This window comes from Mitsuokella apri, assembly GCF_047974105.1.
Taxonomy (GTDB): Bacteria; Bacillota; Negativicutes; order Selenomonadales; family Selenomonadaceae; genus Mitsuokella.
This window is the reverse complement of sequence record NZ_JBHYRS010000008.1, coordinates 1-25,312: the sequence shown is the minus strand read 5'-3', so window position 1 is coordinate 25,312 and position 25,312 is coordinate 1. Positions and strand designations below refer to the sequence as shown.

General features: G+C 48.9%; 15 protein-coding genes, 1 pseudogene and 1 CRISPR repeat array. Of the genes and pseudogenes, 1 reads left to right on the top strand and 15 read right to left on the bottom strand.

The annotated features are described in order from the left end of the window. The 14 genes from ACE419_RS09915 to ACE419_RS09850 form a co-directional block, all read right to left on the bottom strand. Positions 1–1,293: a hypothetical protein gene (locus ACE419_RS09915; RefSeq protein WP_435721890.1), complete on the bottom strand. Its 1,293-nt coding sequence runs from the start codon at positions 1,291–1,293 to the stop codon at positions 1–3. A 22-nt stretch (positions 1,294–1,315) separates the two neighbouring features. After that, a complete protein-coding gene (gene cas2 / locus ACE419_RS09910; protein ID WP_435721889.1) occupies positions 1,316–1,594 on the bottom strand; it encodes a CRISPR-associated endonuclease Cas2 in 279 nt (92 codons plus the stop codon). Beyond that, entirely contained in the window at positions 1,591–2,565 is a 975-nt protein-coding gene (gene cas1, locus ACE419_RS09905; protein WP_435721888.1) for a CRISPR-associated endonuclease Cas1, read from the bottom strand. The genes cas2 and cas1 overlap by 4 nt, the downstream gene beginning before the upstream one ends. 94 nt (positions 2,566–2,659) lie before the next feature. Continuing rightward, positions 2,660–3,496: a CRISPR system precrRNA processing endoribonuclease RAMP protein Cas6 gene (gene cas6 / locus ACE419_RS09900; RefSeq protein ID WP_435721887.1), complete on the bottom strand. Its 837-nt coding sequence runs from the start codon at positions 3,494–3,496 to the stop codon at positions 2,660–2,662. Next, the gene (locus ACE419_RS09895) at positions 3,493–5,370 is read right to left on the bottom strand and encodes a TIGR03986 family type III CRISPR-associated RAMP protein (protein WP_435721886.1); all 1,878 of its coding nucleotides are present in this window, start codon (positions 5,368–5,370) and stop codon (positions 3,493–3,495) included. Before ACE419_RS09895 ends, cas6 begins: the two co-directional genes overlap by 4 nt. 1 nt (position 5,371) lies before the next feature. Then, positions 5,372–5,932: a type III-D CRISPR-associated protein Csx19 gene (gene csx19, locus ACE419_RS09890; RefSeq protein WP_435721885.1), complete on the bottom strand. Its 561-nt coding sequence runs from the start codon at positions 5,930–5,932 to the stop codon at positions 5,372–5,374. A gap of 2 nt (positions 5,933–5,934) precedes the next feature. After that, on the bottom strand, positions 5,935–7,320 hold the full coding sequence (locus tag ACE419_RS09885) for an RAMP superfamily CRISPR-associated protein (RefSeq protein ID WP_435721884.1): 1,386 nt from the start codon (positions 7,318–7,320) through the stop codon (positions 5,935–5,937). Then, on the bottom strand, positions 7,320–8,963 hold the full coding sequence (locus tag ACE419_RS09880; RefSeq protein WP_435721883.1) for a hypothetical protein: 1,644 nt from the start codon (positions 8,961–8,963) through the stop codon (positions 7,320–7,322). Before ACE419_RS09880 ends, ACE419_RS09885 begins: the two co-directional genes overlap by 1 nt. A gap of 16 nt (positions 8,964–8,979) precedes the next feature. Next, a complete protein-coding gene (locus tag ACE419_RS09875) occupies positions 8,980–9,912 on the bottom strand; it encodes an RAMP superfamily CRISPR-associated protein (RefSeq protein ID WP_435721882.1) in 933 nt (310 codons plus the stop codon). Between the two features lie 2 nt (positions 9,913–9,914). Continuing rightward, positions 9,915–11,528 (bottom strand): Cas10/Cmr2 second palm domain-containing protein, encoded by a 1,614-nt coding sequence (locus ACE419_RS09870; RefSeq protein WP_435721881.1) that lies wholly within the window; start codon positions 11,526–11,528, stop codon positions 9,915–9,917. A 24-nt stretch (positions 11,529–11,552) separates the two neighbouring features. After that, positions 11,553–11,930: a CRISPR-associated protein gene (locus ACE419_RS09865; protein WP_435721880.1), complete on the bottom strand. Its 378-nt coding sequence runs from the start codon at positions 11,928–11,930 to the stop codon at positions 11,553–11,555. Between the two features lie 478 nt (positions 11,931–12,408). After that, positions 12,409–17,522: direct repeats of the CRISPR family, unit length 37 nt; unit sequence GTTTCAATACCGACTACGGTATCAGGTAAGGCTCAAT. Positions 17,523–17,843: 321 nt separating this feature from the next. Then, the gene (locus ACE419_RS09860) at positions 17,844–18,908 is read right to left on the bottom strand and encodes a DUF4145 domain-containing protein (protein ID WP_435721879.1); all 1,065 of its coding nucleotides are present in this window, start codon (positions 18,906–18,908) and stop codon (positions 17,844–17,846) included. 20 nt (positions 18,909–18,928) lie between these two features. Continuing rightward, a complete protein-coding gene (locus tag ACE419_RS09855; protein ID WP_435721878.1) occupies positions 18,929–21,139 on the bottom strand; it encodes a hypothetical protein in 2,211 nt (736 codons plus the stop codon). Position 21,140: 1 nt separating this feature from the next. Beyond that, positions 21,141–23,027: a hypothetical protein gene (locus ACE419_RS09850; protein WP_435721877.1), complete on the bottom strand. Its 1,887-nt coding sequence runs from the start codon at positions 23,025–23,027 to the stop codon at positions 21,141–21,143. A 193-nt stretch (positions 23,028–23,220) separates the two neighbouring features. Here ACE419_RS09850 and ACE419_RS09845 point away from each other — a divergent pair, with 193 nt between their 5' ends. Then, complete coding sequence (locus tag ACE419_RS09845; protein WP_435721876.1) at positions 23,221–23,979, top strand: zinc ribbon domain-containing protein; 759 nt, start codon at positions 23,221–23,223, stop codon at positions 23,977–23,979. A 715-nt stretch (positions 23,980–24,694) separates the two neighbouring features. Here ACE419_RS09845 and ACE419_RS09840 read toward each other — a convergent pair. Then, positions 24,695–25,312, bottom strand: a pseudogene (locus ACE419_RS09840) (IS701 family transposase); the annotation flags it as partial.

The following is a 25,312-nucleotide window of genomic DNA, read 5'->3' as shown; positions in this document are numbered from 1 at the left end:
TTATTTTTGGACCGTAATCTCCACGGCATTATCAGACAGGCGATTTTTCTTGCGGTCTAATCTTTTCACCAGCGTAAAGCGTACAGGTGTCCCCTCTTTTATCTGCTGGCGGCCAGATTTTACGTCAGCAAACGAGAAGAAGTAATCAGGGCCCGTTTGGCTTTTAATAAACCCATTTCTGCCGGAAGGCAATACCGTCTTAACAGTCCCTTCCAGAAATACCTTGTCTTTATCGCGCTGTTCCTGCCAGAATGCCCGCAGTTCCTTAAGCGTGGCTTTTTTATCGAGCGCGGTGACATCCTCTGCAATCTGCCATTTATGACGATGCACCTGGGCTTTCCATTCCTTTTCCTGACGGATGAGATCGACAAGATGGGCCTGCAGCATGGCCATGTGTTCAAAGCCGTGCTGATACAGGAAATCGGACGAAACCTCGTAGAATTTCACGCGCATCTCGTGACTCTGGTCGGCTAAAGCACAGGTTCCGATATACTTCAGGGCAGATGCCGGATTCTTTTCTGCAACGGCAATATAATAGCCGAGTTCATAAAGTACCCACGGATGGAACGGACTCGTGAGCATCTGCTCAAAAGTACCTTTGGCATCGGCGACACGCCCAAGCTGCAGCAGAGCCTCAATCTTAAGTCTCCTGAGCCAGACGTCATTGTTGCTGTGAAAATGATCGATGACAGAAAGTGCCTGATCACAGCAGGCAACACAGTCATCGTATCTCTTTAGATGCAGCAGCACCTTGCATTTCGAGGCGTACCATTTTTCCTGCTGTGAGGATAACTTGCGAGTCTTGCCATCCTCCTGCTGGAATATCCGTGCTTCCTGTGATAAGCTTTTCGGATCCAGAAGATCAAGATAATCATTGGCCCGCTGATAATCGATTTTGCTGCCAAGGCTGCCGCTGAGAATGGCTTTAACGGCCTGTCCGACCACCAGAGCCACAGGAGAATATGGGCCAGGCTCACAATGATGCAGGACATAATCGACCTGTTTGAGATAACGCCCGTTATCTCCCTTTTTGAAGTCGTGCCCTTTCAGGCAGACATGGTAAACGGCCCAGCCCATCCGGTCGTTGATGAGATTCGACTGAGGATAGGCTTTGTGGAATTCCCGATAAAGGTCCAGACAGTCTGAATATCGCTTCAGTTTATAAAGAGCATTCATGGCAAAGACGTAATTCCATTCCGGCCAGGGCTGTTCTTCATCTGTGCTTTTATGCTGCTCCCAGCAGGAACAAATTTCTTCATACTGATGCTGCTGATGCAGCTCTTTCAAATCCAAAAAGAATCCCTCCCTCATATCCTTAAATGACAAAGCACGATGGATCTGTTTCTTCCATCGGTTTGCCGGCCATCCATGTCTTGGCCTCACAAATGGCGCACATCGGCACAATGAGCAGCAGGCGTCTCTCGGAATTTGCCGTGATGTCAAGGAGCTGTTCCCGCAATGCCCTATATTCACATTCCTTGAACTCTCCGAGAAAGACGCTGTACTGCAGACGATGAGCGCGGCGCTCGAGCAGCTTGACCACGCGCTGCCGAATGCGCTGCTCGGCAATGTCATAACAAATCAGGTACTTCATACGGCAGAAACGGCATTGCGGAACAATTCATCGGCGAACTGACGAATCCAGCTGCGAATCCATTCGCGGGGAGAAAGCCCTTCATATTCACGGCAGGGCTTCTGCATCATCTCTTCATAGCAATGAATCCACGTCTCCCGTGCCTTTTCGGCAATGCGGCAGCCAAGGACATCATCATAAGAAAAATCATCGGGATGGAACTGACCGCGGTTGAGCAGCTTCAGCACAAAGCGGTCGATAATGAGCTGGCGGAATGGCTCCATGAGGTCATAGACCAGGCTGTCCTTGCGGCCATTGTTGCTGTGCAGGAAGCCCACGCGTACATCGAGCCTGGCCCCTAAAATGGCAAGCCGGACTTCACGCTCTAAAAAGGCATAGCCATAACTCAAAAGCGCATTGACGGGGTCTTCCGGCGGCCGGCGGTTGCGGCCGTTCCATTCCCACAGCTGCTGATTCAGGATGAGCGGAAAGCCATCAAAATACTTGCGTGAAGCCATACCTTCAAGGCCGCGCAGCTCATTGACTGATGCTGTCGTTGCGAGCTTCTTCTTATATTTGCGGACTTCATCGGCAAGATATGCAAGCTCCAAATCCTTTTTATTTTTGGCATAGTAACGCAGCAGTTCAATCTGTCCGTCCATCTTGCTCCGGATGATATCGCGAATGAGCTCTGCCTGCCGTTTTTCATCACGGAAATTGTCATATTGGATGCGGCTGCGCTCCCACGACAAATCCATGCGGCCAAGCTGCCCAAGCAGGCGGCCGCGGCCATCGACATAAAAGATACTGATATTGCGTGCGAGGAGCTCATAAATCGCCGGTGTCGTAATCTCGGCCGACTTTCCCTGAATGACACACTCCACTTCATCCATGGGAACGCTGGCTGCGCGCCGGCCATTTTTCTCAAGAAGGAAGCGTCCTCCCACCTGACGCAGTCTCGTCTGTTCTGAAAGCAAATATATGACACACATAGAAAGCCCTTCTTTCTGCCATTTTTTAGGAATTGCTTGATATTTTCATCCTAGCAGAAAGAAGGGCTTTCCTCGTGTCAAAAATAATGTGATGTCAGCGCCAATCGATTTTTGTCTGACCAAAGCCCTGTGCCGTCAGACGGCCCGTCCCGGAAAACTCGGCAAACTGCGCGAGCATCAGGGCGATGCGCTGCATATCCTCGGAAAGCTCACGCATATCATAGGCGAAGATGCCTGTAAAGGCGAGTGTCCCCCTGTCGTGGCCGAAATAAACCCTGCGGCTGAAGCCCTGCCATTCAAGCGGAGATATGCCAAGAGCAGCTTCCCGTACGGCTTTGCGGTCAATTTCCAAGGGCATTTCCATCTGCGACCATTTATCGGCCAGAGAGCCAAAAACGAGATCCGGCAGCGGCAGTGGATAATCGCGGTCATAATTGCGGAAGGCCACAGGAGACGAAAAGCGGAAAGCAACGCGCTGCAGCGAGGACACCGATAAAGCCCCTGCCACAAGCTCATTTTCATCGACGACGCCCGTATGATAACGGCCATCGACGATGACTTCTTCAAGGCGCATCGGAGCATCTCCAACCTGCAGCACTGCCCCCTGCGGCAGAGCGACCAAAAGCTGCAGAAGCGTGTCATGAAGAGAGGTTACACGCCAGAAATAAGACTGCCCTTCTTTTATATAGAACGCTTCTTCTTTCTGCCTGCCCGTGCCGCGCTTTTCCAACCGATATGTCTGGCCGATGTTTTCCTGCAGCAGGGATACTGTGAACGGCTTGTAGTCAAGTTCATCATGGATGAACGAAGCGAGTTCATCGGAATACGACTGCAGCAAATGGAACATCAGGCCATGCATGAGCCGGCCGTGAAACTTCGGCAGACGGGCAGAGCCCTCTGCCCGCAGCCGATAAACGATAGCACCAATCATCCCTTATATACCTCATCGACAGTCGGCAGGATGGCGCGCGTCCGGAAGCGTTCATCGACTGTGTCGTTCTGGACATCGCCGCTCATCGACTTGACGCGTTCAGCCCAGCCCGCCGTCTTCTCGGCATGATTCCAGTCAAGCATCTCTGCCACTTCGCGCATCGTCTGCTGCCAGCAGCGCGAAAGCCCCTGCTCATTTACGTATTTTTCAAAAGCATCGAGATACGTCTTGCCGCTATCATGCACATTATTTTCACTCAATATGCCGTCGGTAAAGAGCGTCGTATACGTTTCCGGCGTATCCAGATAAAGCTTCGACTTAATCTTGACACTGCCAAGACCGAGGCCCTTGCCCTGTCCAATCTTATAAGCTGCTGCCTGACGATTGCCGGCCAGATCAAAGACCATCAGCAGCGCACCGAGCTCAAGCTCACTGAGATTCTGGAAACGGATTTTTGCCTGGAACTTACTGCCGCGCTTGATTGGCGTAATTCTGCGTACGACATTGGTCAGCTTTTCCTCATTTGGTGTCGCTTTCCAGTCAGACGTTTTATCATGCCAGTACATCTTATACCCACGAATTTTGGCACCGTTGGCATCCCAATGCTTGAGCTTATTGCCATCCTGCTTCAGATAGAGCTGATAAGACGTCGGATTCGGCTGCAAAAGTGGATGAGCAGTGGCCGTAGCTAATTTCTCTATATTCCCTTCCGGTTCCGCATCTTCAAAAAAGACACGGCTGGCCCAGCGTTCCTTATTGCCAAAGATAGCAGCAGCAAAATCAATCGTGTCTTTCTTTAAAGCAGCTGGGACGGCATCCATGATGCCATTCTGATAAGGAATACGGAAACTCAAGCCATGACCAAATGCCGTAATTTCACCATTCTCAGCCAGATAACCACAAGGAATAACTGAAACGATATCTTCACTTACATTGGCACCAAGTGCTGTCGCTCTGTCCGCTGAAAGACGTCCATCCTTATTTTCCAAAAGATTAACGCCGCGGCGATTTGTATCTTCAACATAATCATTCACAACAGCATCCGGTACAGGAAAACGATGCTTTATGCTCCAGTCCACATTTTTGAGACTGAAATATCGTATCATCTGTTTGCCTTTTTTCTTCTTTTCATCACCAGACAGGCGGTCATAGGCTGCCTGTGTATTGATTAATTTTTCTCTCTTCTGGCTGCCTGTAATGATATAAGCCTGATCCTCATGCCATTCAATGGTTGAAGAATTTCGAATTGGAATAGACGCCCCTCCCCGGAAATTTTCTTCATATTCACGAATCAGGATTCGCTGTGGCGTACGATTCGGTAATAAAGGATAAACAAAGTAATTTCCATGCGTATCCTTAGCCAGAATTCCCATTTTTGTATTTTTCTGTTTCCCTGTCGTCATGCGATTGCTATAAAGTTTATGCAAATCTTTCATCCATAGCGGAGCTTTGCTCGGTGCCATCAGGCAGCGGAAATACACATGGCGGTCATTGATGTCTTCGTCCCCATGCCAGCTGCCGCAGCTGACGATTTTCAAGAGACTCTTGACCATGCCGCGAATGGTGCTGCCCGGCAGGATGACGCGGCCTGCCGGAGAAAAGGGCTGTTCACCGTTGCCGCCGATGAAAAGCGGCGTTAACGTCTCCATGTCCAAGTCAATATGCCCGGACAGCTTGCCTTTCTTTTGCAGGAAAGAGCAAAATGCCCTATGAATGCGTTCTTCATCATCCGACAAGAGGTCCTGACGATAGTCATCGAGCTCAGAAGGCAGAATCTTATCGGGCAGGGATACAAAGTTGTAAGCAGCTGTTGCTTTTTCATCATCGCGTGCGCTAAAGGAATTGCGCCCCCTGTTATTGGAATAATTTGGCATCTTATGCATCCCCTTTCTGATCTGCCGAACGAACGGCCAGATAACGGTAATCTACATAGCCAGCCTGACCCGTCTTTTCATTAATGCCAATGTAGTTGCGTGTCACGAGGCCATAGAATCTTGCTTCGTCGGCAACAGCTGGCATTTTCTGCGAAAGCTTGCGGTCTTCATCATGAAGTGTCATCCAGTCTGCATCTTTTTCTTGGCATTCGCCCCAGAAGCGGGAGCAGGCATCCACATATTCTGCAGGCTCCCCCTGTCCATCTTCAACGAGGTGGCCGGATAAGCGCAGCTTCCTGCTGGTCAGATGAAGCTCAGCCTGTTCATTGAAGACGCGGCATTCCAGCCAGAGTTTGATATTTTCGGGCTGGCCATCTGCAAACGTGAATTTGCCGTCAGCCCATTTGCCCCAGCGAATCTTGTCAACCTGCCAGACCACGACCGTGCCTTCCGTGAAATGCACATGCTGAAGCAGAGCCGTCAGCAGCGTCTCCACTTTTGATATGGAAACGGGTCTGACAAGGCGTTTTCCGGAATTTATCTTCAAGAATTCTTGATTCATGCTTATGCCTCCTCAACAAGTGCCGTGACAAACTGCTGCAATTCTTTTGCTTCTGCTTCTTTCACGTTTGTTCCCTTATGAAGCTGCCACTTTCTGCCCTGATACGAGATTTCGGCCGAGAGGCCCTCAAGAGTACCACGGCCAATGCTCTTTTCACCGCCGACAGCTGTGCGGCCGAGCCAGAGGTCTTTCAAGAGCAGCAAGGTAAGACCTGCTTCCCATGCCTTTGCCTTTGTCACGCCGAAATGCAGGTGCACGACAGGCTCATCTTTCTTTTTCTGCCAGATTGGCTTAGTCGTAAAGAGCGCTGTGTCAATGGTGCCGCCGGTAAAGCGGTCAATGCGGTTGCGCGACTGCTCTTTGCTGACAACGCCCTGCGAAATAACAGCTTCATCGACACGAAATTTGCTGCGCATCTTCGCCTCATTTGGCATAAGCTTCATGGTTTCGGGGGAAGGGCCCATCATGCGCTCGACCATTTTTTCATCTTTGCCGAGCTTCTGCAGGATGTATCCGGCCCGATGGCGCAGGACGCCTTTGAGACTCGTACCGGGGATAATGTAATTGCCGCGGCTGTCCGTCTTCATGACAGAAGCAATGGACGTATCTCCCGAACCTGCCGCATCGCGGGCTGTTTTATCGTAGTCGCGGACAATCAGGGAATGGGCCAGAGCAAAGTCGGCATCTACGACAAAATCCTGTTCGGCATAAACGCGTTTCTCCGTGCTGCCGGTATATTCATCATGCTGCTGTGCCCTGCCGCGCTCCGGACTCAGCCAGGCCAGTACGTCCTTTGGCTGACTGAAATCATAATAATCCACGGTCAGGTCCTTGAGATGCACGCGGCCAAAGCCCTTGGTCGTGTGGGCACCGAGATAAAAACCGCCAAGCAGACGGTCGCGCAGACGCGTCAGAGTGCCTTCAAGCTGCTCCGCTGCTTCGGCATGAATGCCGCGCAGTGTGATTTCTGCCTGCAGGATGCCATGCGCGCCGCTGTCCACGGCTTCATAATCGAATTTATGATGAGCCATGGCCACGCCTGTAACTGCATCGATACTGACGCCGTCGCGTACGATGACATCAGCATTGCTGAGCTTGACGTCATACAGCGAAATCGCACTCTGCAGCTCCCGTTCGCTGCTCCTGCTTTCCTGCGGCGTGCCAAAGAGCAGCGCTCCCATCTCAGGATCATCGGCTTCGATGAAATCCCGCAATACACCAGCAAGCGAAGTTCCCGGAATATACGGAATGCCGTCCTTGTTGCGCAGTACATGGATATCTTTCTGGTCCTCGCTGTCATCACTGCCGCCAGAACCTATGAGCAGCGGTGCATCAAGAACGAGCTCGCCCTGTGCCATAATTTTTGCGGCGATGCTTTCCTTCTTCATTACGCCTCGTCTCCTTTCCCTGCTCCGGCAGCAGCCTTGCGGCCATAGCGGAAGAACCAATGCCAATACGTATAAAAGAGTGTTTCAGATGACTGGAACCTGCCGAGACCATCCGTAATGCCGATTGCCTGCATCGCTTCCTTAAGATGCATTTCCTCAGCAAGTTTCTGCCAGTCTCTCTGGTTGTACGGTATCTCCGAGAGCTTGGCCTCTGTCAGATAATACCGCAGTTTGCGGTCGCAGGCAGAAACTTTCTGCAGCCCCTTGGCAAACGGCGTTGAGCCATTGCCCATCTCATACGCGATGCCATTTGCCAGATGCTCCTGTGATTTCTTCACCTGGCCGCCAAGCAGGGCATCGAGGCGTGAGAAGAAATGTGCGCCGTTCTCAGGGAAAAATCCCTTCGCAGCCTGTACATCTTCGGCAGCCCAGACCTGCACCTGTGCCACAAAATGCTTCATGAGAATAGCTTCTGCGTGTTTACGGACAGTATCCTGCAGGTGATTCATCCTGGCTTCAGCCTTAGGCTGTTTTGTCACCAGTTTCTTTGGTGAACCATTCCAGATGCGCAGCTGGCCAAAGCCTTCTTCTGTACGCTTGCCAACACCTTCATAAAGGACGCTCTGCAGGGCTTTTTTATCTCGCTCCGTGAAATCGCCATCCTTCTTGCGCAGCCAAAAGACCGTACCTGCCGAGAGTGCCTGCTCTCTTGGCCGTTTCATTCCCCATACGCCAACGAAGTTTTCAACCATTTCCGTCTTGCCAAAGAATGACTGCGGCTTTGTGTCAATCTCGAAATGCAGCGGCTCAGGCTCATCCTTATCCGGATCAATGTAGCCGCCTTTTTCTTCCATCTCCTCAAGAAGCGGATTCAGCGCTTCAGCGGCCTTGGCTGCCAATGGCTCATACGGCAGAATTGGTGCATCGGCACGCAGGCAGACAGCACCATCCTTCGTTTCGACAGCCGGCACTGGTACATCTTCAACAGGGCCAAGTGAAATTTCACAGGTGCCATACTGCGTAAAGCGGGAACGGCCTGCCTGCGACTGCCAGCTTTCGGCATTCACTCTGTCACGCAGTTTCCGAAGCTCCGCTTCTTCGCCGTAGATAATGCCCATGAAGTCCTGATCGGCATCAATGGCTTCATAATTGTAGATGCCGCCGGCAAGAGACCGGCCTGCCAGCCGTTCCTTGCCGTCCTTATTCTTCTGGTCACTGCGGCTCATGTGCAGGTTGATGGTTTTGCGGACATCGACGGGCAGAATCCCCTCTTCCGTCATGACGCCAAAGCCTTTCAGAGACTTGAATCCCGCCTTTCCTTCATCCTGAAGGAGGTCCAGTAAATCTTTGCCATCCTTGCTCCTCTGGAGAGAAAATGGCAGGGCAAAAGTGCGTTTTCCTTCTTTTGTCAGCGGGTAAGCTGCCGTGAAGCGCAGTTTGTCAAAGAACAAAGAGAGAAAATCCTCATCTTCCTCAGCGTGTTCGCCAAGATTCTGTTCTTTGATATAACGGCTGGCAAGCATACCGCGGACGATTGAACCGCTGAAATATGTATGGGACGCTGTCATGACCGTGGCATTGCTCATCGAAGAGAGCACGACCGGCGCAAGTGTCCGGATTTTCATGGTAAGTTGTTTCATCATTTCTGCTCCCTTCTATTTAATGTAAGATTTCCCTGAGCAGCGGCCGCAGGATATCCTTGCCATTCTGCTCCATCGTGCAGGCGATATGGCCGAAGCCACGCGTGCGTTTGAGACCAGACCGACTGAGATTGCGCAGGGCCAGTGCGAGGATCTCAAAGGCACGGCGGCTGCTGTGCTCGATGGTCATCGTACCCGTAAAGCAGAGGCCTTCATCGACAACGCGCATGTTATGGAGCGACGTATCAGCAGCCGTGCCCGTCTCGCGGTCAATCTTTGTCTGGTAGCGCAGGCTCGTATACTGCTCCAGCACATCAGACGGCTGGAACAGAGCAGGAAAGTTCTCTTCCAGTGCCTGCCAGTTCTCATGCATCTCATCATAACCTTCCAGATAGAGATTTGGCACAATGAGCTGCGTCCTGCCGAGGCAGCCATGCTGGAATAATTCATCCAATTCTGCTTTATCCAATAGTTTGAGACCAGCAAGCTCCGACATTTCCGCTACCTCAAGGGCGCTTTCATAAAGCAGGCCCTTAAAGCGCTTGGCCGGAAAATACGGCAGGCCCACATCATCGTGGATGACCTCTGCATCGACATTGACATCCGCCTGACCGGAACCAAGATGGATTGGGGAAAGCGACTGCACACGAATTGTGATGGGTGCACCAAAATCAATCTCCTTCATCTTCGCAGAGGATTTATAGGCAAGGGTTAAGGGCTCGATATTTTCTTCATGCTGCCAGGTCTTTTTCGGAGCAACCCCTGTTGCTGCCGGACCGTTCGGCTGAACAGGAGCAGATGAAGGATTTTTCTTGTACTTTGGCTTTTCCTGCTGACCCTGAGCCTTCAGCTGCTTCTCACGATTGGCTTCAGAGGCCTGCTTGCCGCGATTTTTACGTTTTTCCGCTTCGAGTTTACGCCGCTCTGCTGGTGTCATTTTATGCTTTGCCATGCTCACTCATCCTCCTTTGCCGCCGGTACATAGTCAAGGAGCTCAATGACATCGACATACGGCGTCCGTCCGTGCTCCCAAAGATTCTCTTCATAAGGCTTCCAGGCTGCGACCTGCGGCAGACGCATCGCTTCCCCCGACTGCTGCAGATACTTGAACTGAACAAGGAATTCCCTCTGCTCATGCGCGCCTCTGGCGAGGACGCGGCGCAGTTCCTTGATTTTATTGCGCGGCATCTTGTGCCTGCCATCCCGCATTTCTGCAATGCCCTGCAGCAGGGCAGCAAGGCTGTCAGCCTGACTTGCGTCAGCATCGACACGGTACGGTCCGAAATGCATGTTGCCAAGAACGCCATGGTATTCTTGCTCACGAATCTGTTCAAGAGTCGGGGCCTGCTCACCATGCAGCAGAGCAAAATCCAGCCAGCACGATTCCGTGTCTTTCTTGGCTTTCAGGGCACGCATGCTCTTTTTCGCGGCGTCGCAGAGCTGTTCTGCCATCTCATAACCGCGGAAGAACGGATACGACGACGGCAGAATGGCAATACCGCCGCAGCTGGCAATCTCTTTTTTCTGCAGGGACTCCATGATGAACTTGGCATACGCTATTGCGACTTTTGCCGTGCAGACGAAGGTCATATCATCGCCGCCAAGCACGAGCGGACGCACTGGCAGGAAGCCTTTTCCATCCTTTTTATGGAGTGTCAGATAGCTGCTGTAGGTATCATATTCAGCCGTGACTTTTTCCAGGAGCTCCGTAAAAGCCTGGATTGTCTTACGGCGAATCGCAAGAGACATATTCTTGCGTTTCGTCAGGGTATTGCAGCCGGCAAATTTCGCGCCCATGTTGTTGCCATCGATATGGACAATCGCGATGTAATCTTCGGTTTCCCTCTGACCAAGCTCGCCAATCTCCATCGGGAAAGTGAATTCCTTCAAAAAGTCTGCTGCTTTTTCCTCTGGCAGTACGCTTTTGAGCTTGCGCAGCAGTTCGCGCTCAGCCGGAGCCTCTTCGTCATTCGACTTGCGGTCGGCCAGTAGTTTCGACTCCACCTCGGCGGAGAAAAAACGCTTTTCATCGCGGTCATATGTCGTCGCTGCTTCGCCATTGACCTCGCAGCTGAGCGTCAAGCCCGTATACGGGACATTGACGACCGGGAAAATCGTATTTTGGTTATCCTTCAACTGATGGACGAGTGCCGTTAAGTTATGCGGTTCACTCATATTGCCACTGGCATCCAAAGACAATGTGCCGATGGCAGCGCCCGTATGCAGCCCCGGATAGGCAGCCAGCAGATGTTTTGTAAAACGGCTGACTATTTCGCGCAGAGTCTCTTCTTCCATATCCGGCTGAAAAAGAATCAGCGCATTGCCGCCGCCGATGTAGCCGACGCGGGCTTTCGTCGTCATGACCGACCAATCCGGCTCTGCCGTCTTCTGCCAGGTCACATCGTCAAGCTCATCCTTTCCCAGAACTTCACGAATGACGGGCAGCAGGGCATCATCAAAAACGCGGTCCACCAGATAAGATGCCCCGATATTCGTCTTCAGGCGATTACCGGAGAAAATGTATTTCTGGATGGATCGCGTATCAAAGAGTATTGCTCGAAATTCCATGAAAAAACTCCTCCCTCTTGCTGCTCACAGGCAGCCATAACGGCGAAACCGCGTAAAACGGAACTGTGAAATACGGCGTGTTGAGCCGTCTGCCTCGACATGTTCCTCGACAATCCGTTCACTGCAGGCTGCCAGCACGCAGATATTACGCTTTAATAATTCTGTAACAAGTGCGTACGTATACGTAAACTCCCCCTGGCAAAGCACGGCTGCCGGCGAAAGCTCTGCGATATGCCTCGCATTGTCTCTGGCAAGCTGCCAAATATCAGCTTCCTCGGCCGTTGATGGAATGGCCGGAAAGCCAATATCCATAACCTCACCAAAAGACCTCGCCGCCTGCAGCTCCTCTTTTGCCCAATGTGCCGAAGGATGATTCGTATGATTGACAAAAACAGCATCCATAGCATCATCTCTTTCTAAAATGTATGGCCGTTCTCTAAAACAGGCTATAACCACAATTTAATACTGAATTCAACATACTTTAATCAAAATCCTGCCAAACACAACAAAATCCCCGACGCTATCTGCAGCATCCGATGATGTTTTCAGTATAGCAGTCGGGGATTTTTCCCATGCATCAAAAAAACTGTGAGGTTTTAGCGGCTAAGCGAGAAAGGCCATAAAAATCAGACCGGTGACCCATATTATTTCGCAAAATTTATCGGCAATATATTCCGTATTACTTCTTGGCATTAGATGATCCTAGCCAAAATACTTCGATTCCAACAGCTGAAGTATCAGACCGACGACGAATAAGAATAATCCTATGGTATGCACTGCCTTCACTCTCTTCTAACCAATCATTATATTTTAAACCGAAAACGGTAAATGGTAAGGCCCAATTCCGTGGTCTGGTGTTTCTCCGGAGGGAGAGAAAGGAGTTTCAATACCGACTACGGTATCAGGTAAGGCTCAATGAGCATCTCACCAAGCCGGGTCGCGCACCCCACGCAGGTGTTTCAATACCGACTACGGTATCAGGTAAGGCTCAATCAAGAGAAGAGGTATCGTATATCGCCAGCAGTATAGTTTCAATACCGACTACGGTATCAGGTAAGGCTCAATGGGTAATGGATACAGTTAATAAATCCATTCACTTTAAGGTTTCAATACCGACTACGGTATCAGGTAAGGCTCAATTTTCGTGCCTCTTCCCCATATTCTCTATATGGGAGGTTTCAATACCGACTACGGTATCAGGTAAGGCTCAATAGTACGCGTAAACCAGCCGTACTTTGCGGCTACTGCGGTTTCAATACCGACTACGGTATCAGGTAAGGCTCAATATATCTCCTCCGGAGGCTCAATCATAAATTTAGCAGTTTCAATACCGACTACGGTATCAGGTAAGGCTCAATGTTCTGCCAGGAAACGGAACTGTCGTATAGTCATGTGTTTCAATACCGACTACGGTATCAGGTAAGGCTCAATAGGCCGTGCGCGTCATTGACACAAAGCTCGACGAGGCGTTTCAATACCGACTACGGTATCAGGTAAGGCTCAATTCCCCGCAGGCGTGACCATCGAGATCCATGCATACCGTTTCAATACCGACTACGGTATCAGGTAAGGCTCAATGGATATCGTAAAGGACGTTGTTGATCATCATGAGACAGTTTCAATACCGACTACGGTATCAGGTAAGGCTCAATGCAACACGGGTCACAGCGACGGTCAGTGGATCGTGGTTTCAATACCGACTACGGTATCAGGTAAGGCTCAATGCGTGACGGCCTTTCCGGCATCAATGCTCGCCGCTTAGTAGTTTCAATACCGACTACGGTATCAGGTAAGGCTCAATTTCGTATTCTTCAGGTTGCCCCCAAAGATAAGTTCTTCGTTTCAATACCGACTACGGTATCAGGTAAGGCTCAATTTCCGCTTTTCGCGTTTTTACGAAAAGAGAATTTGTTTCAATACCGACTACGGTATCAGGTAAGGCTCAATTCCGGACAGCTACTATCCGCAGCTTATCACAGATGTTTCAATACCGACTACGGTATCAGGTAAGGCTCAATCAGCTTGGAATTGGATTAAGGGAACAGCTAATGACTTTAGTTTCAATACCGACTACGGTATCAGGTAAGGCTCAATATCTTGTCAAAGATCTTGGACTGTTCCTTTAAAGGAAGAGTTTCAATACCGACTACGGTATCAGGTAAGGCTCAATCTCCGGGACAGGCACGAGATCGACGATGCGTTTCGAGGCGTTTCAATACCGACTACGGTATCAGGTAAGGCTCAATGAAGATTTGTAACGGTTGTAAAATCTCCAATAAGGGTTTCAATACCGACTACGGTATCAGGTAAGGCTCAATAGGCAGATGCGGGCCGTCGGTTTCATGCCTCCGAGTTTCAATACCGACTACGGTATCAGGTAAGGCTCAATCTGCATGTTTTTCATTCTCAGTAGCTGGCGTTTGGTCGTTTCAATACCGACTACGGTATCAGGTAAGGCTCAATCCAAAGTCTACTCTTTTGCCGATGGCAAAATTGACGCTGGGTTTCAATACCGACTACGGTATCAGGTAAGGCTCAATGACGTAGCTACAACATCATGGCATTCCGTGCCAATGGGTTTCAATACCGACTACGGTATCAGGTAAGGCTCAATTCCGGACAGCTACTATCCGCAGCTTATCACAGATGTTTCAATACCGACTACGGTATCAGGTAAGGCTCAATCAGCTTGGAATTGGATTAAGGGAACAGCTAATGACTTTAGTTTCAATACCGACTACGGTATCAGGTAAGGCTCAATATCTTGTCAAAGATCTTGGACTGTTCCTTTAAAGGAAGAGTTTCAATACCGACTACGGTATCAGGTAAGGCTCAATCTCCGGGACAGGCACGAGATCGACGATGCGTTTCGAGGCGTTTCAATACCGACTACGGTATCAGGTAAGGCTCAATGAAGATTTGTAACGGTTGTAAAATCTCCAATAAGGGTTTCAATACCGACTACGGTATCAGGTAAGGCTCAATAGGCAGATGCGGGCCGTCGGTTTCATGCCTCCGAGTTTCAATACCGACTACGGTATCAGGTAAGGCTCAATCTGCATGTTTTTCATTCTCAGTAGCTGGCGTTTGGTCGTTTCAATACCGACTACGGTATCAGGTAAGGCTCAATCCAAAGTCTACTCTTTTGCCGATGGCAAAATTGACGCTGGGTTTCAATACCGACTACGGTATCAGGTAAGGCTCAATGACGTAGCTACAACATCATGGCATTCCGTGCCAATGGGTTTCAATACCGACTACGGTATCAGGTAAGGCTCAATCCGAGGCGAAAAATCTCGGCCAGATGACGGTATTCGTTTCAATACCGACTACGGTATCAGGTAAGGCTCAATATGCCTCCGTCAAGGCGTGCCGCCAGAACGCGACGACACGTTTCAATACCGACTACGGTATCAGGTAAGGCTCAATCAGGATATGCGCAAGTTCTTTTCCGCTCCGGACGTTGTTTCAATACCGACTACGGTATCAGGTAAGGCTCAATCTGCTTGTTGTCGCAGATCACGACGAGCTTCCCGGCAGTTTCAATACCGACTACGGTATCAGGTAAGGCTCAATCTCTCTTTTCTCCGAGAAGAGCCATAACTCCTCCGCGTTTCAATACCGACTACGGTATCAGGTAAGGCTCAATTGGAAGAATAAGTCGTTTCTTGGGGAGATTTCGATCTCGTTTCAATACCGACTACGGTATCAGGTAAGGCTCAATCTGCAGGTCATCCGCTACACCCCGCTCGGCGGTACGTCGGTTTCAATACCGACTACGGTATCAGGTAAGGCTCAATACCGGTGTATCTTGCTTAAGGATTCCTGATCCACGGGTTTCAATACCGACTACGGTATCAGGTAAGGCTCAATGAGTTTCCCATGAAATGGCTGCGTCACTACCTTGTGTTTCAATACCGACTACGGTATCAGGTAAGGCTCAATGGGGGTACCAGTGAAAGTCTGGTTTAAACTGGCGTGGTTTCAATACCGACTACGGTATCAGGTAAGGCTCAATAGCGCAATAGAAATACGCGGAGGTTTTACCATGTCGAGTTTCAATACCGACTACGGTATCAGGTAAGGCTCAATAGTATATTGACAGCGAACCCGCAGAATTGGTTAGCGTTTCAATACCGACTACGGTATCAGGTAAGGCTCAATGTCGAGCAAATGCCGAGAAGAGAGAAGCCGAGCTGTTTCAATACCGACTACGGTATCAGGTAAGGCTCAATATCATCGAGGAGCATCTCACCAAGCCGAGTCGCGCACGTTTCAATACCGACTACGGTATCAGGTAAGGCTCAATGCTTGTGGCAACAAAGCCCGTTTCGCAACACTCTGCGGTTTCAATACCGACTACGGTATCAGGTAAGGCTCAATAGCGTACTTTTTTTATCGGCCGCAAAAAGAAGCGGCAGGTTTCAATACCGACTACGGTATCAGGTAAGGCTCAATTTCCGAAAGCAAAACCGGCGCACAAGATGGTCAAGTTTCAATACCGACTACGGTATCAGGTAAGGCTCAATTGACATCCCGACTTCCGGGGATATCGCTCGCTGCTGTTTCAATACCGACTACGGTATCAGGTAAGGCTCAATGCGATGGCTGCACGGTCCATGTCGATCCGGACTTCGTGTTTCAATACCGACTACGGTATCAGGTAAGGCTCAATGTAGCTATTTTTTATATCTCGAAAGGAGAAATGTTTGTTTCAATACCGACTACGGTATCAGGTAAGGCTCAATCCGAAGGATTCTATGTCAAGGATTCCGAGGGCAGTTTCAATACCGACTACGGTATCAGGTAAGGCTCAATAGAAGGTACCCGCTTTGCAGGGCGCCTCGTCATCATGTTTCAATACCGACTACGGTATCAGGTAAGGCTCAATATCCAGATGATAGCTGCTCTTGACGAGGCTTCAGTGTTTCAATACCGACTACGGTATCAGGTAAGGCTCAATATGACGGCAAAGCGAATATTTTAATTTATAAATGGGCGGTTTCAATACCGACTACGGTATCAGGTAAGGCTCAATGCCGTATTGTTCTCGACAAGAAGAGTAGCGAAAGCTCGTGTTTCAATACCGACTACGGTATCAGGTAAGGCTCAATCACATCAGCAAGACTCGTCTGAATAAGGCGCTGGCTGTTTCAATACCGACTACGGTATCAGGTAAGGCTCAATGGTAATCGCGCACGCTTCGATGCCCTATGTGCTGGTTTCAATACCGACTACGGTATCAGGTAAGGCTCAATTTAATTGTATTCGGCAAGACTGGTATCGGTATCAAAACGTTTCAATACCGACTACGGTATCAGGTAAGGCTCAATGTGGCGTTCGTATCACGCCAGAATTAATTCACCGTTAGTTTCAATACCGACTACGGTATCAGGTAAGGCTCAATCTTCGTGCCCTCAATTAAGATATTTTATTTTTGCGTGTTTCAATACCGACTACGGTATCAGGTAAGGCTCAATAACGTTTCTGTTGTTTCTTTTGCTGAGGCTTATGCCGTTTCAATACCGACTACGGTATCAGGTAAGGCTCAATGAAGGAATGAGAGAAGAAGATTCTTACCGTTAGGAGGTTTCAATACCGACTACGGTATCAGGTAAGGCTCAATACGGATATCGGTACGCTGTCAAATCTTGTCGATCTGTTTCAATACCGACTACGGTATCAGGTAAGGCTCAATTCATGGAACTCATTAACCTCACCCCGCACACCATCAATGTTTCAATACCGACTACGGTATCAGGTAAGGCTCAATAGAAGAGTACGTGAACGGCGTTCTCTACACGGCCACGGTTTCAATACCGACTACGGTATCAGGTAAGGCTCAATTTCATGATGAAGCCTCCTTTCTGCCGCTCTTTTTCGCGTTTCAATACCGACTACGGTATCAGGTAAGGCTCAATACATCATTCGTGTATTTGGTAAAGAGCACACTAGCTGTTTCAATACCGACTACGGTATCAGGTAAGGCTCAATACTGAGCCTGTGAGCCCTTGGGGTTACTGGCCCCAGATAAGTAAATTGGAAAACCTCGGCAAAATCCGTGCATTTTGACACTCCTGAACGAATGCGATGTTCGCTTTTCAGTGAATCGCATCTGCCAGAGCGCTTATATCACAAGGAATGAAGGTGTTCGAAAATAAATCGGAAAACCTACGCCGTTTTTTCGCCTGAAAAAGGTTTTCTACTTTTTGCAGTATATCATCGGCATAAGATTTTGTCAAATCAGTCAACCATAAAAATACGCTGCCCCAGCTGTCATTACAGCTATGCAGCGTATTTGCTCTAGTCAAGCGACTACCCTTTCATTTGTTGATAAACCTGCATCCAAGCCTGTACAACCTCTGCTGCACATCGAAACAAGATATTCATATCTTCACTATTCGGATGCTTTTCGGTGATATGTACGGCTTCATTGCCTAACTCCCGCATAATATGCCAATACGAACGAATCCATGTAGATAGACCACACTCATTTGTTAAAATGTCGATTTGTTCAAGCAACGTTTTCTTTTTCCATTTGCGATTTCCCTTAAGTCCGATCAAATCCGTTGCTATGAGCTCTGCTAATAGACGAATCTGAAAACGAACATTATGTAAGGGATAAGATTTTATCTCTTCCAATTGATGAATCACATCCAGAAAAGACTTTTCTTCCTCTGGCGTTCTTTTGCGAAAGGTCATAATCTGTTTTACCTGTTCGACAATCTGAACGATTTTTTCACGAGCACCATCATCTAAATTAGCGATAGACAGATCTACCTTCTGACGTCCAACAATCCTATCAAATGCATTTGATAGGATTTGGTAACGTTCAGGATCCCGTTCTATGATATGTACAGAAAGCAATGAGGGAATTGTCATAAAAGCTTCTTCTGTCTCGTCTTTTATTGCCTCTATGACCAAATCAGCAGGTACGTGTTCCAAATTTGCACCTAATACTGGCATGACAATCTTATGGATATGAATTCCCATATACTCGGCTGCCATCAGCATACTGAAAAAGGCTTTTAAGCGTTTATGAACAGTGCTTGCATTTGGTTCATGACAATTTCTTCGTGTAAACTCGATTCCTGCGATTCTGTCAAAAGGCACTGGTATAAAATCAATTGTCTTAGACAGCCATACATGCTTGCCATAGCGCCAATCAAACTCCAGATTTTGGGTAAGCCTATGCACGTCAATGCCGATCTGATATAAGCTCTTAATCAGAGTTCCTTCCATCGGCACATAGCTTCCCTGTCTAGCGGACAATACTAATAGGTCATACGGTTGCTCATATTCGAGGATATCACCATTGGATATTACAAACCTTTTAAAGCCATACGGTGTATCTATCCCATAAGGATTCTCTTTAATCAAAGCAATTCCCCATTTCTCGATCAGTCATACATATAGCAGAGTCTCTCGACAATCTCCTCATCCTCCAGAGGATTGCCTGTCTGCCCTACGGCTTCCGTCATCTTTTTCTGTGCCTGCTGCGCTTTTTCTTTATCATTGACCAGCAGGGCAAATTCCCTCCTGCCATTGGCGATGATGGCTTCGATGATGGGGCCGCCTTGCGGGATGATGGCTGCAGCTTTATCCATATAGGCTTCTGCAATGTCTTTTTTGCCCTGCTGTGCCGCCAGGATGCCGAGATATTTATAGATAATCTCCCATGGATGGCCATTGATCTGCTCATCCGCATGATAGCGATGGAAGGTTTTTTCGATTTCCAGCAAATCTGTGCGCAGCTGTCCTTTGACTTCAGCCCGATGCAGCTTGCAAAGTCCCTTGATGAATACGAAGAAGGCAAATTTCAGCGTGAAGCGCGGATGCTCTCCCTGCCCTGCCTGCATCAGGAAGTCGAACTGCTTTTTCGGTTCTTTTTGGCCGCCAAAGTAAATCTCCGCATAATGGTCGTATTTCTCGGTATCTCCCTGCTCGATATAATAATGAAGCAGATACGAGAGCGTGATGAAGTAGTCGGCAGAATCCTTATCAAAATGACTCAGGGCTTCCAGAAAAGCATCTTCGGCCTGCGTGTCTTTGAGGAAAGCATACGCTTGACCGCACTGACTCTTGGCACGGCCGTAGGTAGCCGACTCTGCCGACTCGTTGCCAAAGAGCTCCCCACGCATCTTCGACAAATCCTTTGCATAGAGCACGATGATTTCCGCCGTCTCTTTTGCTGCTTCAAAGTCCAGCACATCATTGCGCCAGACGGCATATTTATTGAGCATGCGCAGATAGGCCTCGATATCGACAGCAGGAGCAAGTTCCTTACATTTGTAGAAACAATGCTCAGCCAGACTGCTCTGGCCCGTATGGTTATAGGCAGAGAAACCGGCATCATAGAGATCAAAGGCCGCTGCTTTGTCCATCTCCCCTGCCTGCATTCTTTGTTCTACCGCCTGCTGCATTTTTTCAAAGATATAGCAGAGCCGTTCCTGCTCGAGATTTTCTTCATACGAATACTCCTGAAAACGGCGCAGGGACAGGGCGAGTTCTGTTTTTTCCGCATGCTGGCAGATTTCTTTTTCAAGAATGGGGAACCAGTTCTTCTGGTAAAACTCGGCAAACTTGCTCGGCGATTTTTGCGCCGTAAAGCTCAGGCTCAGGGCCTTGAAATAATCGCCCTGCTCTGCGGCATGCCAGGCCTGACTAAAGAGCGTGTCGACGTCATCATAGGCAAAAAAGATATTCTGCGAAGAACCGTTGAGTTCATGTGCCTGTTTGGCAAAGCATGCAAGCCATTCGACCGGATTATTGCCCGTCCGGTTCCAGTTCAAAAGAGAGCAGATCGAGTCTGCCATATAAAGGAAGGCCATGCGTTTGGCCCGTTTCAGGTCAATAGGACCGTAATAGATGGAGCTTACACTCATGCGTTCCACATCGAGGTCCGTCTTTCCAGACGCCATGATTTCACGACTGATGGCTGCACGGTAGTTGTTGTCATTGGCAATCTGCAGATACGTATTTTTATCGGCATCGGCCGGAGGATTGCCGTCGAAAATATAGTCTTTATAGCCAATCTTACGGTATTCATCAATCTTTTTCTCCTGATGGTTGTCGAGTACCATCATACGGGTCGGCAGATCAAAGCGAACCTTATGGACATCCTGACGATACGGATTATGAAAAATCAAACGCGATACGACATCCTCGGCCATATGCATATAGAGATTGCTGGCAAAATCATCTTTGACTAGCTGGCAGAGTTCTTTGCCGCGCAGACTCTTCTTGCCCTGATTGCTTTTCAGCTGCATAAAGAGCAGATATTTGCCGCGGCGCGGATAACGGGAAAGGGCTTTTTTCTTATAGGTGCCATGACGCAAAAATTCGCCTAAGCTTGAGCCGACTTCCTCTTTGACTTTTGCGACATAGCCGCCGTTATTGCCGGCATGGCTGATGTGCAGAGCTTCAGGGAAACGGCCGCCAACGGTCGCGCATACTCTTTGATAATATTCCACAACGCGGTCGCGTTCATTTTCCGTGTCCTGCTCATCGCCGCCGTCATCGTAGAGCAGTCCGGCTAAAAATACCGGCTCGTTTGCGGCGCTGCCCAAGCCTTCAAAATCTCCATTTTCGTCAAGTGCAATTGTAATCATTTCATTCCTCCGGATTTTTTACTTTTAACGATGTAAGCTGTTTCAGATTTTCCCACATGAAGCTCATCAGACTTTCTGCAGTATCGAAAACGCCCTGCTGCTCTTTGGCATGATTTGCGTGGTTTCGTTCATTTTTGATGACAGCGTACTCATCAAGAAAGTGATACAGCTGCTGCGGGTCTGTGCGGATGATAAAGTCGTCGTGTGCAAATAGTCTCCACCTGATGTTGAACGACCCTCTTTCGCCAATGCCGCCGGCCAGATTGACAACATTTTGTTCCGTGATATTGCCCTTAAGGAACCCCGTCAATCTCTTGCATTTTTTTCTGGCAGACAATATATCCCAGTCTTTTGGCTTATCCGCTTTTCTTTCTTTATTCAAGGTACGCCAATACATTTTCATGATGGTCTGCTGCAGTACACGATACGAGCCAGGCTTATGGATCCGTTCATTATCTTTCTGAAGCATGGCCAGCCAGGAAAATATTTTGCCAAGAGCATGAATGCCCTGGATATGCACGGATTCCGACTGCTCATCGAGCTCGCGAAAAGCAGCTTCTGCCATTTCAACACTGGCACACTTATTGACCTGTTCGCAGAATAATATTTTCAGCGCTGATGTCTGTGCTTGTACATTCTGCGAAACTTTTTTATCATGCTCTTTCTTGGCCTCGGGACTGCCATAGCCGAAATGATTGAGAAAATAAAAACCCTGTGTCAGTTCGCCGCCATGTTTCTTATAAATCTTTTCCAGATTTTTATGCTGCGCGGGCTCATCCGTCATCGCAATCAGGCCGCGGTCGAACAGGATATCCGGAATTCCTTCTGTGTAGAGAGTCAGCGCCTGCTGCAGAAGATTCTGCTGCAAACACCAGCGAATCAAATCCAATGAGGTATGTTTGCTTTCCTGCAAAAGCTGGCCATAATCCTTGTGAATCTGCGGCAGCAGCTGGAACATCAGCATATCATTGAGGCGTACATCATCATTGGCTAAAAACACCTCATCTGCAAAGATTTCCCGGCCCTGCCATTTTGCTTCAAACCGCTCAACTGCTGCTTTTAAATGGTCAACAGCATCGACGAAACGCCAGCGGCGGCAGAGCTTGACCTCATCTGCAAATTCAGCCATGGCCTCCAGGAGTTCCTGCAATTCTTCTGAGATATTCCGATGTTCAAAATATCCCTGCATATCCTTGACACTGCCGAAGTTCACGAATTCTTCCGCACCGGCAATCAGATTATAAAAGGCGTAAACATCGTTTACAGTTTCGACTTTTCCCTGCTGCGTATCGCGGTTCCAGTTCGAGTAAAACAATTCGCCAATTTCAACATCATTGTACTGCAGGAGACGGATGATATCGACCAGCATCATGATGGCATGACGCTGGCCGCCTGTACAGTCTGCATGCAGGACAATCTTTGCCTCAGGATCTGCCTGACGGATTTCCCTAACGTCCTGCTGGATCCGGTCAGCAATCTGCAGCGTATAAAAAAGAGTCCGATTCATCGGCAGCGAAACATTATCTTCACCGAGATGCCGCTCCTCGATAATATGCCAACGGTCTTTCGGGATAATATCCCTGACCTGCTCTTCTATGTAAGCAAGATGTGAAATCTCTTTGCCGTTATACTGATACGGTATCATATCGTTCGGATGGTTCTTCTTGTCTGGCGCATACATCATCCTGCCCTGTACCGTCTGTGTGGCAAAAGCGTAAATCCGGTCAAGGTTTTCTCCCTTATTTGCCAGCTCCCTCTGCAAGGCCCGGATTGCCGACTCATTCGTAGTCCTGACCTGCCGTCCGAGATCCGAATAATACGATTCACGTACATTCGGCCCTGAAAACTGCACATCACTCAGAACCATGACCATGATATTTCTGCGCACAAGCCCCACTCCTTCTAATCGTTATGTAATCATACTTTTAATATACGATGCAAATCCTCAAATCCCTGTCAACCTCACAGTTTTTTTGACAGACTGCCGCGCCTCACATCCTCTATGATAAAACCATAAGCTTCCGAGCCGCGAGGTACCGGAGCGGGAATCATATGCAGAGAGATGAGAGGAGATATGCATCATGAAATTTTGCAGCAAATGTGGCAGACACTACAAGGACAGCGATAACTTCTGCAAGGACTGCGGCATCAAACTGACACAGGGCGCAGCGGACAGCTCCGGCCTGAATGATATCAAAGAGAGTGCCTCACAGGCTCTGTCCGAAGCTGGCAGCAAGGCAAAAGAAGCCTTCTCTGAGGAAAATCGTCAGAAGCTCCATGACAAAGCTTCGGCTGCGGCCGACAGCATCAAGAACATGGATGCCGAAAAGGGCAAGCAGATGCTCAATGATGGCGTCAGCCGCTTCCATTCACTTTCCGGTCTTGTAAAACTGGTCCTCATCGTTGCCATTCTCTGTGGCATTGCTTTTGGCGGATATGAGTATTTTTCACCAGAAAAACAGGTTGAGCGTGCCGTAGACCACAGCATCAAGGTCATGACTGAAATCGGAGCGAAGACACCGGACGAACTGAGTGACGACGACATTGAAAAGTTCGCTTCTCTTTATCCGGAAGAGAAGCGTGACCTCATCGTGAAGGGCATGCAGCAGGGCCGCGACAAGGCCTTCCGTCATCCAGGTGCAGCCAGCAAAAATACGGCACTCAAGAGCTCTTTGATTGACATGCTGGCCGATGCAAAAGTCAAGTCCGTGAAGATTCAGGGGGATCGTGCAATCGTTACTCTCGCCAATAAAAACGGCGTCAGCCTCGGTACGCAGCCGATGAAAAAAGTGAACGGCGAATGGTACCTTACCGACCTTCCGGGTGACCGTGATAATTGAAGCATCTTCATAAAGTCAACAGCAGCTTACAGCTTCTGAAGCAGCCTAAGCAGGAATGCTGCTTAAATTGGCAAGCAACTGTATAAAATAAAATCATAGTAAAAGCCGCAAAACAAACTTACGTTGATTGGGCAGCAGTAAAAAATTCACTGCTGCCTTTTTTGTGCTATACTATTCTAAAACAGACACCGGCCATCGGGAAAAGCTTCATCTATCCTGAGCATTCCAATTCCCTTACATGATGCAGCCGCCTCTGTAACCTCCCAGGATCTCGTCTAAGGCCTTGCCAAATCATTTTACACGGTCTTCATCATGCTGCCATTTTTCAGACATTCCTGAGGCGAAAGAAGAAGTTCTTCCTTCGGCAAAAATCCAAAACAGCAGCTGCCGGGAATATCGCCCTGGCTTTTGTTAGGCGCACTTCTGCATTTCACGCTGTGAAACGCTCTTTTAACCTAGATATGGCGCGCCCCGGCGGCCACTCAAAACTTGCCGGAGACCTGCGTCTCCTGAACCTGCCGTTGGCTGATTTCGATGGTACGGATGATCGAAGCCGTCATTTTTCATTTGGCTATGCAGGGATATCATAGCAGCGATGATGACGGGTACTTTCTTTTCTTGGGAGTCCGCAGTTTTTGCCGCCAAATATCAGCCGCTGTCCTAGTTTGCTCAAGAGGGAAACATTCATTTTTAGAGGGGGCAGTAGTTTACAACTTTAAGCAGCCTCTTCATCAGACCGAATTACGTCTTGCAAGGCTTTGAGCAAGGCCTTCGGATTTTTGCTAGTTTTGGCCTTTTGGGCCAAAGTGGCAAAAATTATTTCGCGCTGGATCTGCCAGCTTAGTAAATGCCGCAGCTCTTGTGGACTGTCATTCTGGTGGGACTGAAAGGCATCGTCAAGATACGGCAGCATTTTCACCACGGCATGCCCCGCATTTGTGAGATTCATCAGATGCTCAATGCTCGTCTGCTTGCGGACCATGTAATGGCTCAGCTGCCAAAACATCTTCTGCTCGTAATAGTTCGTCTCAATGGCCCAGCGGAGCTTGTAGAGACGAAGTGGGTAGAATTCCATTTCTCTGGAGCTGGCATCACGCAGTATTTTGCTGCTCTGCCAGGCAACGCTCATATGCAGAGCCATGGGCTCAACCGTACTGAGGAAGAGACGGCGTGAGCCGCTTTTGCTCAGAGTCACGTAAGCGTGGACCTGGCAATCGCCGAAAATCTTGGCTTTTACCACCTTGTGTGTCACCAGGAGCTGGTCCATTTGGCAAGTCTTCTTCCAAATATTCTCGTACAAATCGTCCAGCGTCAGCCGTCTGCCATATTTTCG

Excerpts from the sequence above, each read along its gene's own strand:
- cas2 (WP_435721889.1), bottom strand. The coding sequence starts at position 1,594 with ATGAAGTACCTGATTTGTTATGACATTGCCGAGCAGCGCATTCGGCAG.
- cas1 (WP_435721888.1), bottom strand. The coding sequence starts at position 2,565 with ATGTGTGTCATATATTTGCTTTCAGAACAGACGAGACTGCGTCAGGTG.
- cas6 (WP_435721887.1), bottom strand. The coding sequence starts at position 3,496 with ATGATTGGTGCTATCGTTTATCGGCTGCGGGCAGAGGGCTCTGCCCGT.
- ACE419_RS09895 (WP_435721886.1), bottom strand. The coding sequence starts at position 5,370 with ATGCCAAATTATTCCAATAACAGGGGGCGCAATTCCTTTAGCGCACGC.
- csx19 (WP_435721885.1), bottom strand. The coding sequence starts at position 5,932 with ATGAATCAAGAATTCTTGAAGATAAATTCCGGAAAACGCCTTGTCAGA.
- ACE419_RS09885 (WP_435721884.1), bottom strand. The coding sequence starts at position 7,320 with ATGAAGAAGGAAAGCATCGCCGCAAAAATTATGGCACAGGGCGAGCTC.
- ACE419_RS09880 (WP_435721883.1), bottom strand. The coding sequence starts at position 8,963 with ATGATGAAACAACTTACCATGAAAATCCGGACACTTGCGCCGGTCGTG.
- ACE419_RS09875 (WP_435721882.1), bottom strand. The coding sequence starts at position 9,912 with ATGGCAAAGCATAAAATGACACCAGCAGAGCGGCGTAAACTCGAAGCG.
- ACE419_RS09870 (WP_435721881.1), bottom strand. The coding sequence starts at position 11,528 with ATGGAATTTCGAGCAATACTCTTTGATACGCGATCCATCCAGAAATAC.
- ACE419_RS09865 (WP_435721880.1), bottom strand. The coding sequence starts at position 11,930 with ATGGATGCTGTTTTTGTCAATCATACGAATCATCCTTCGGCACATTGG.
- ACE419_RS09855 (WP_435721878.1), bottom strand. The coding sequence starts at position 21,139 with ATGATTACAATTGCACTTGACGAAAATGGAGATTTTGAAGGCTTGGGC.
- ACE419_RS09845 (WP_435721876.1), top strand. The coding sequence starts at position 23,221 with ATGAAATTTTGCAGCAAATGTGGCAGACACTACAAGGACAGCGATAAC.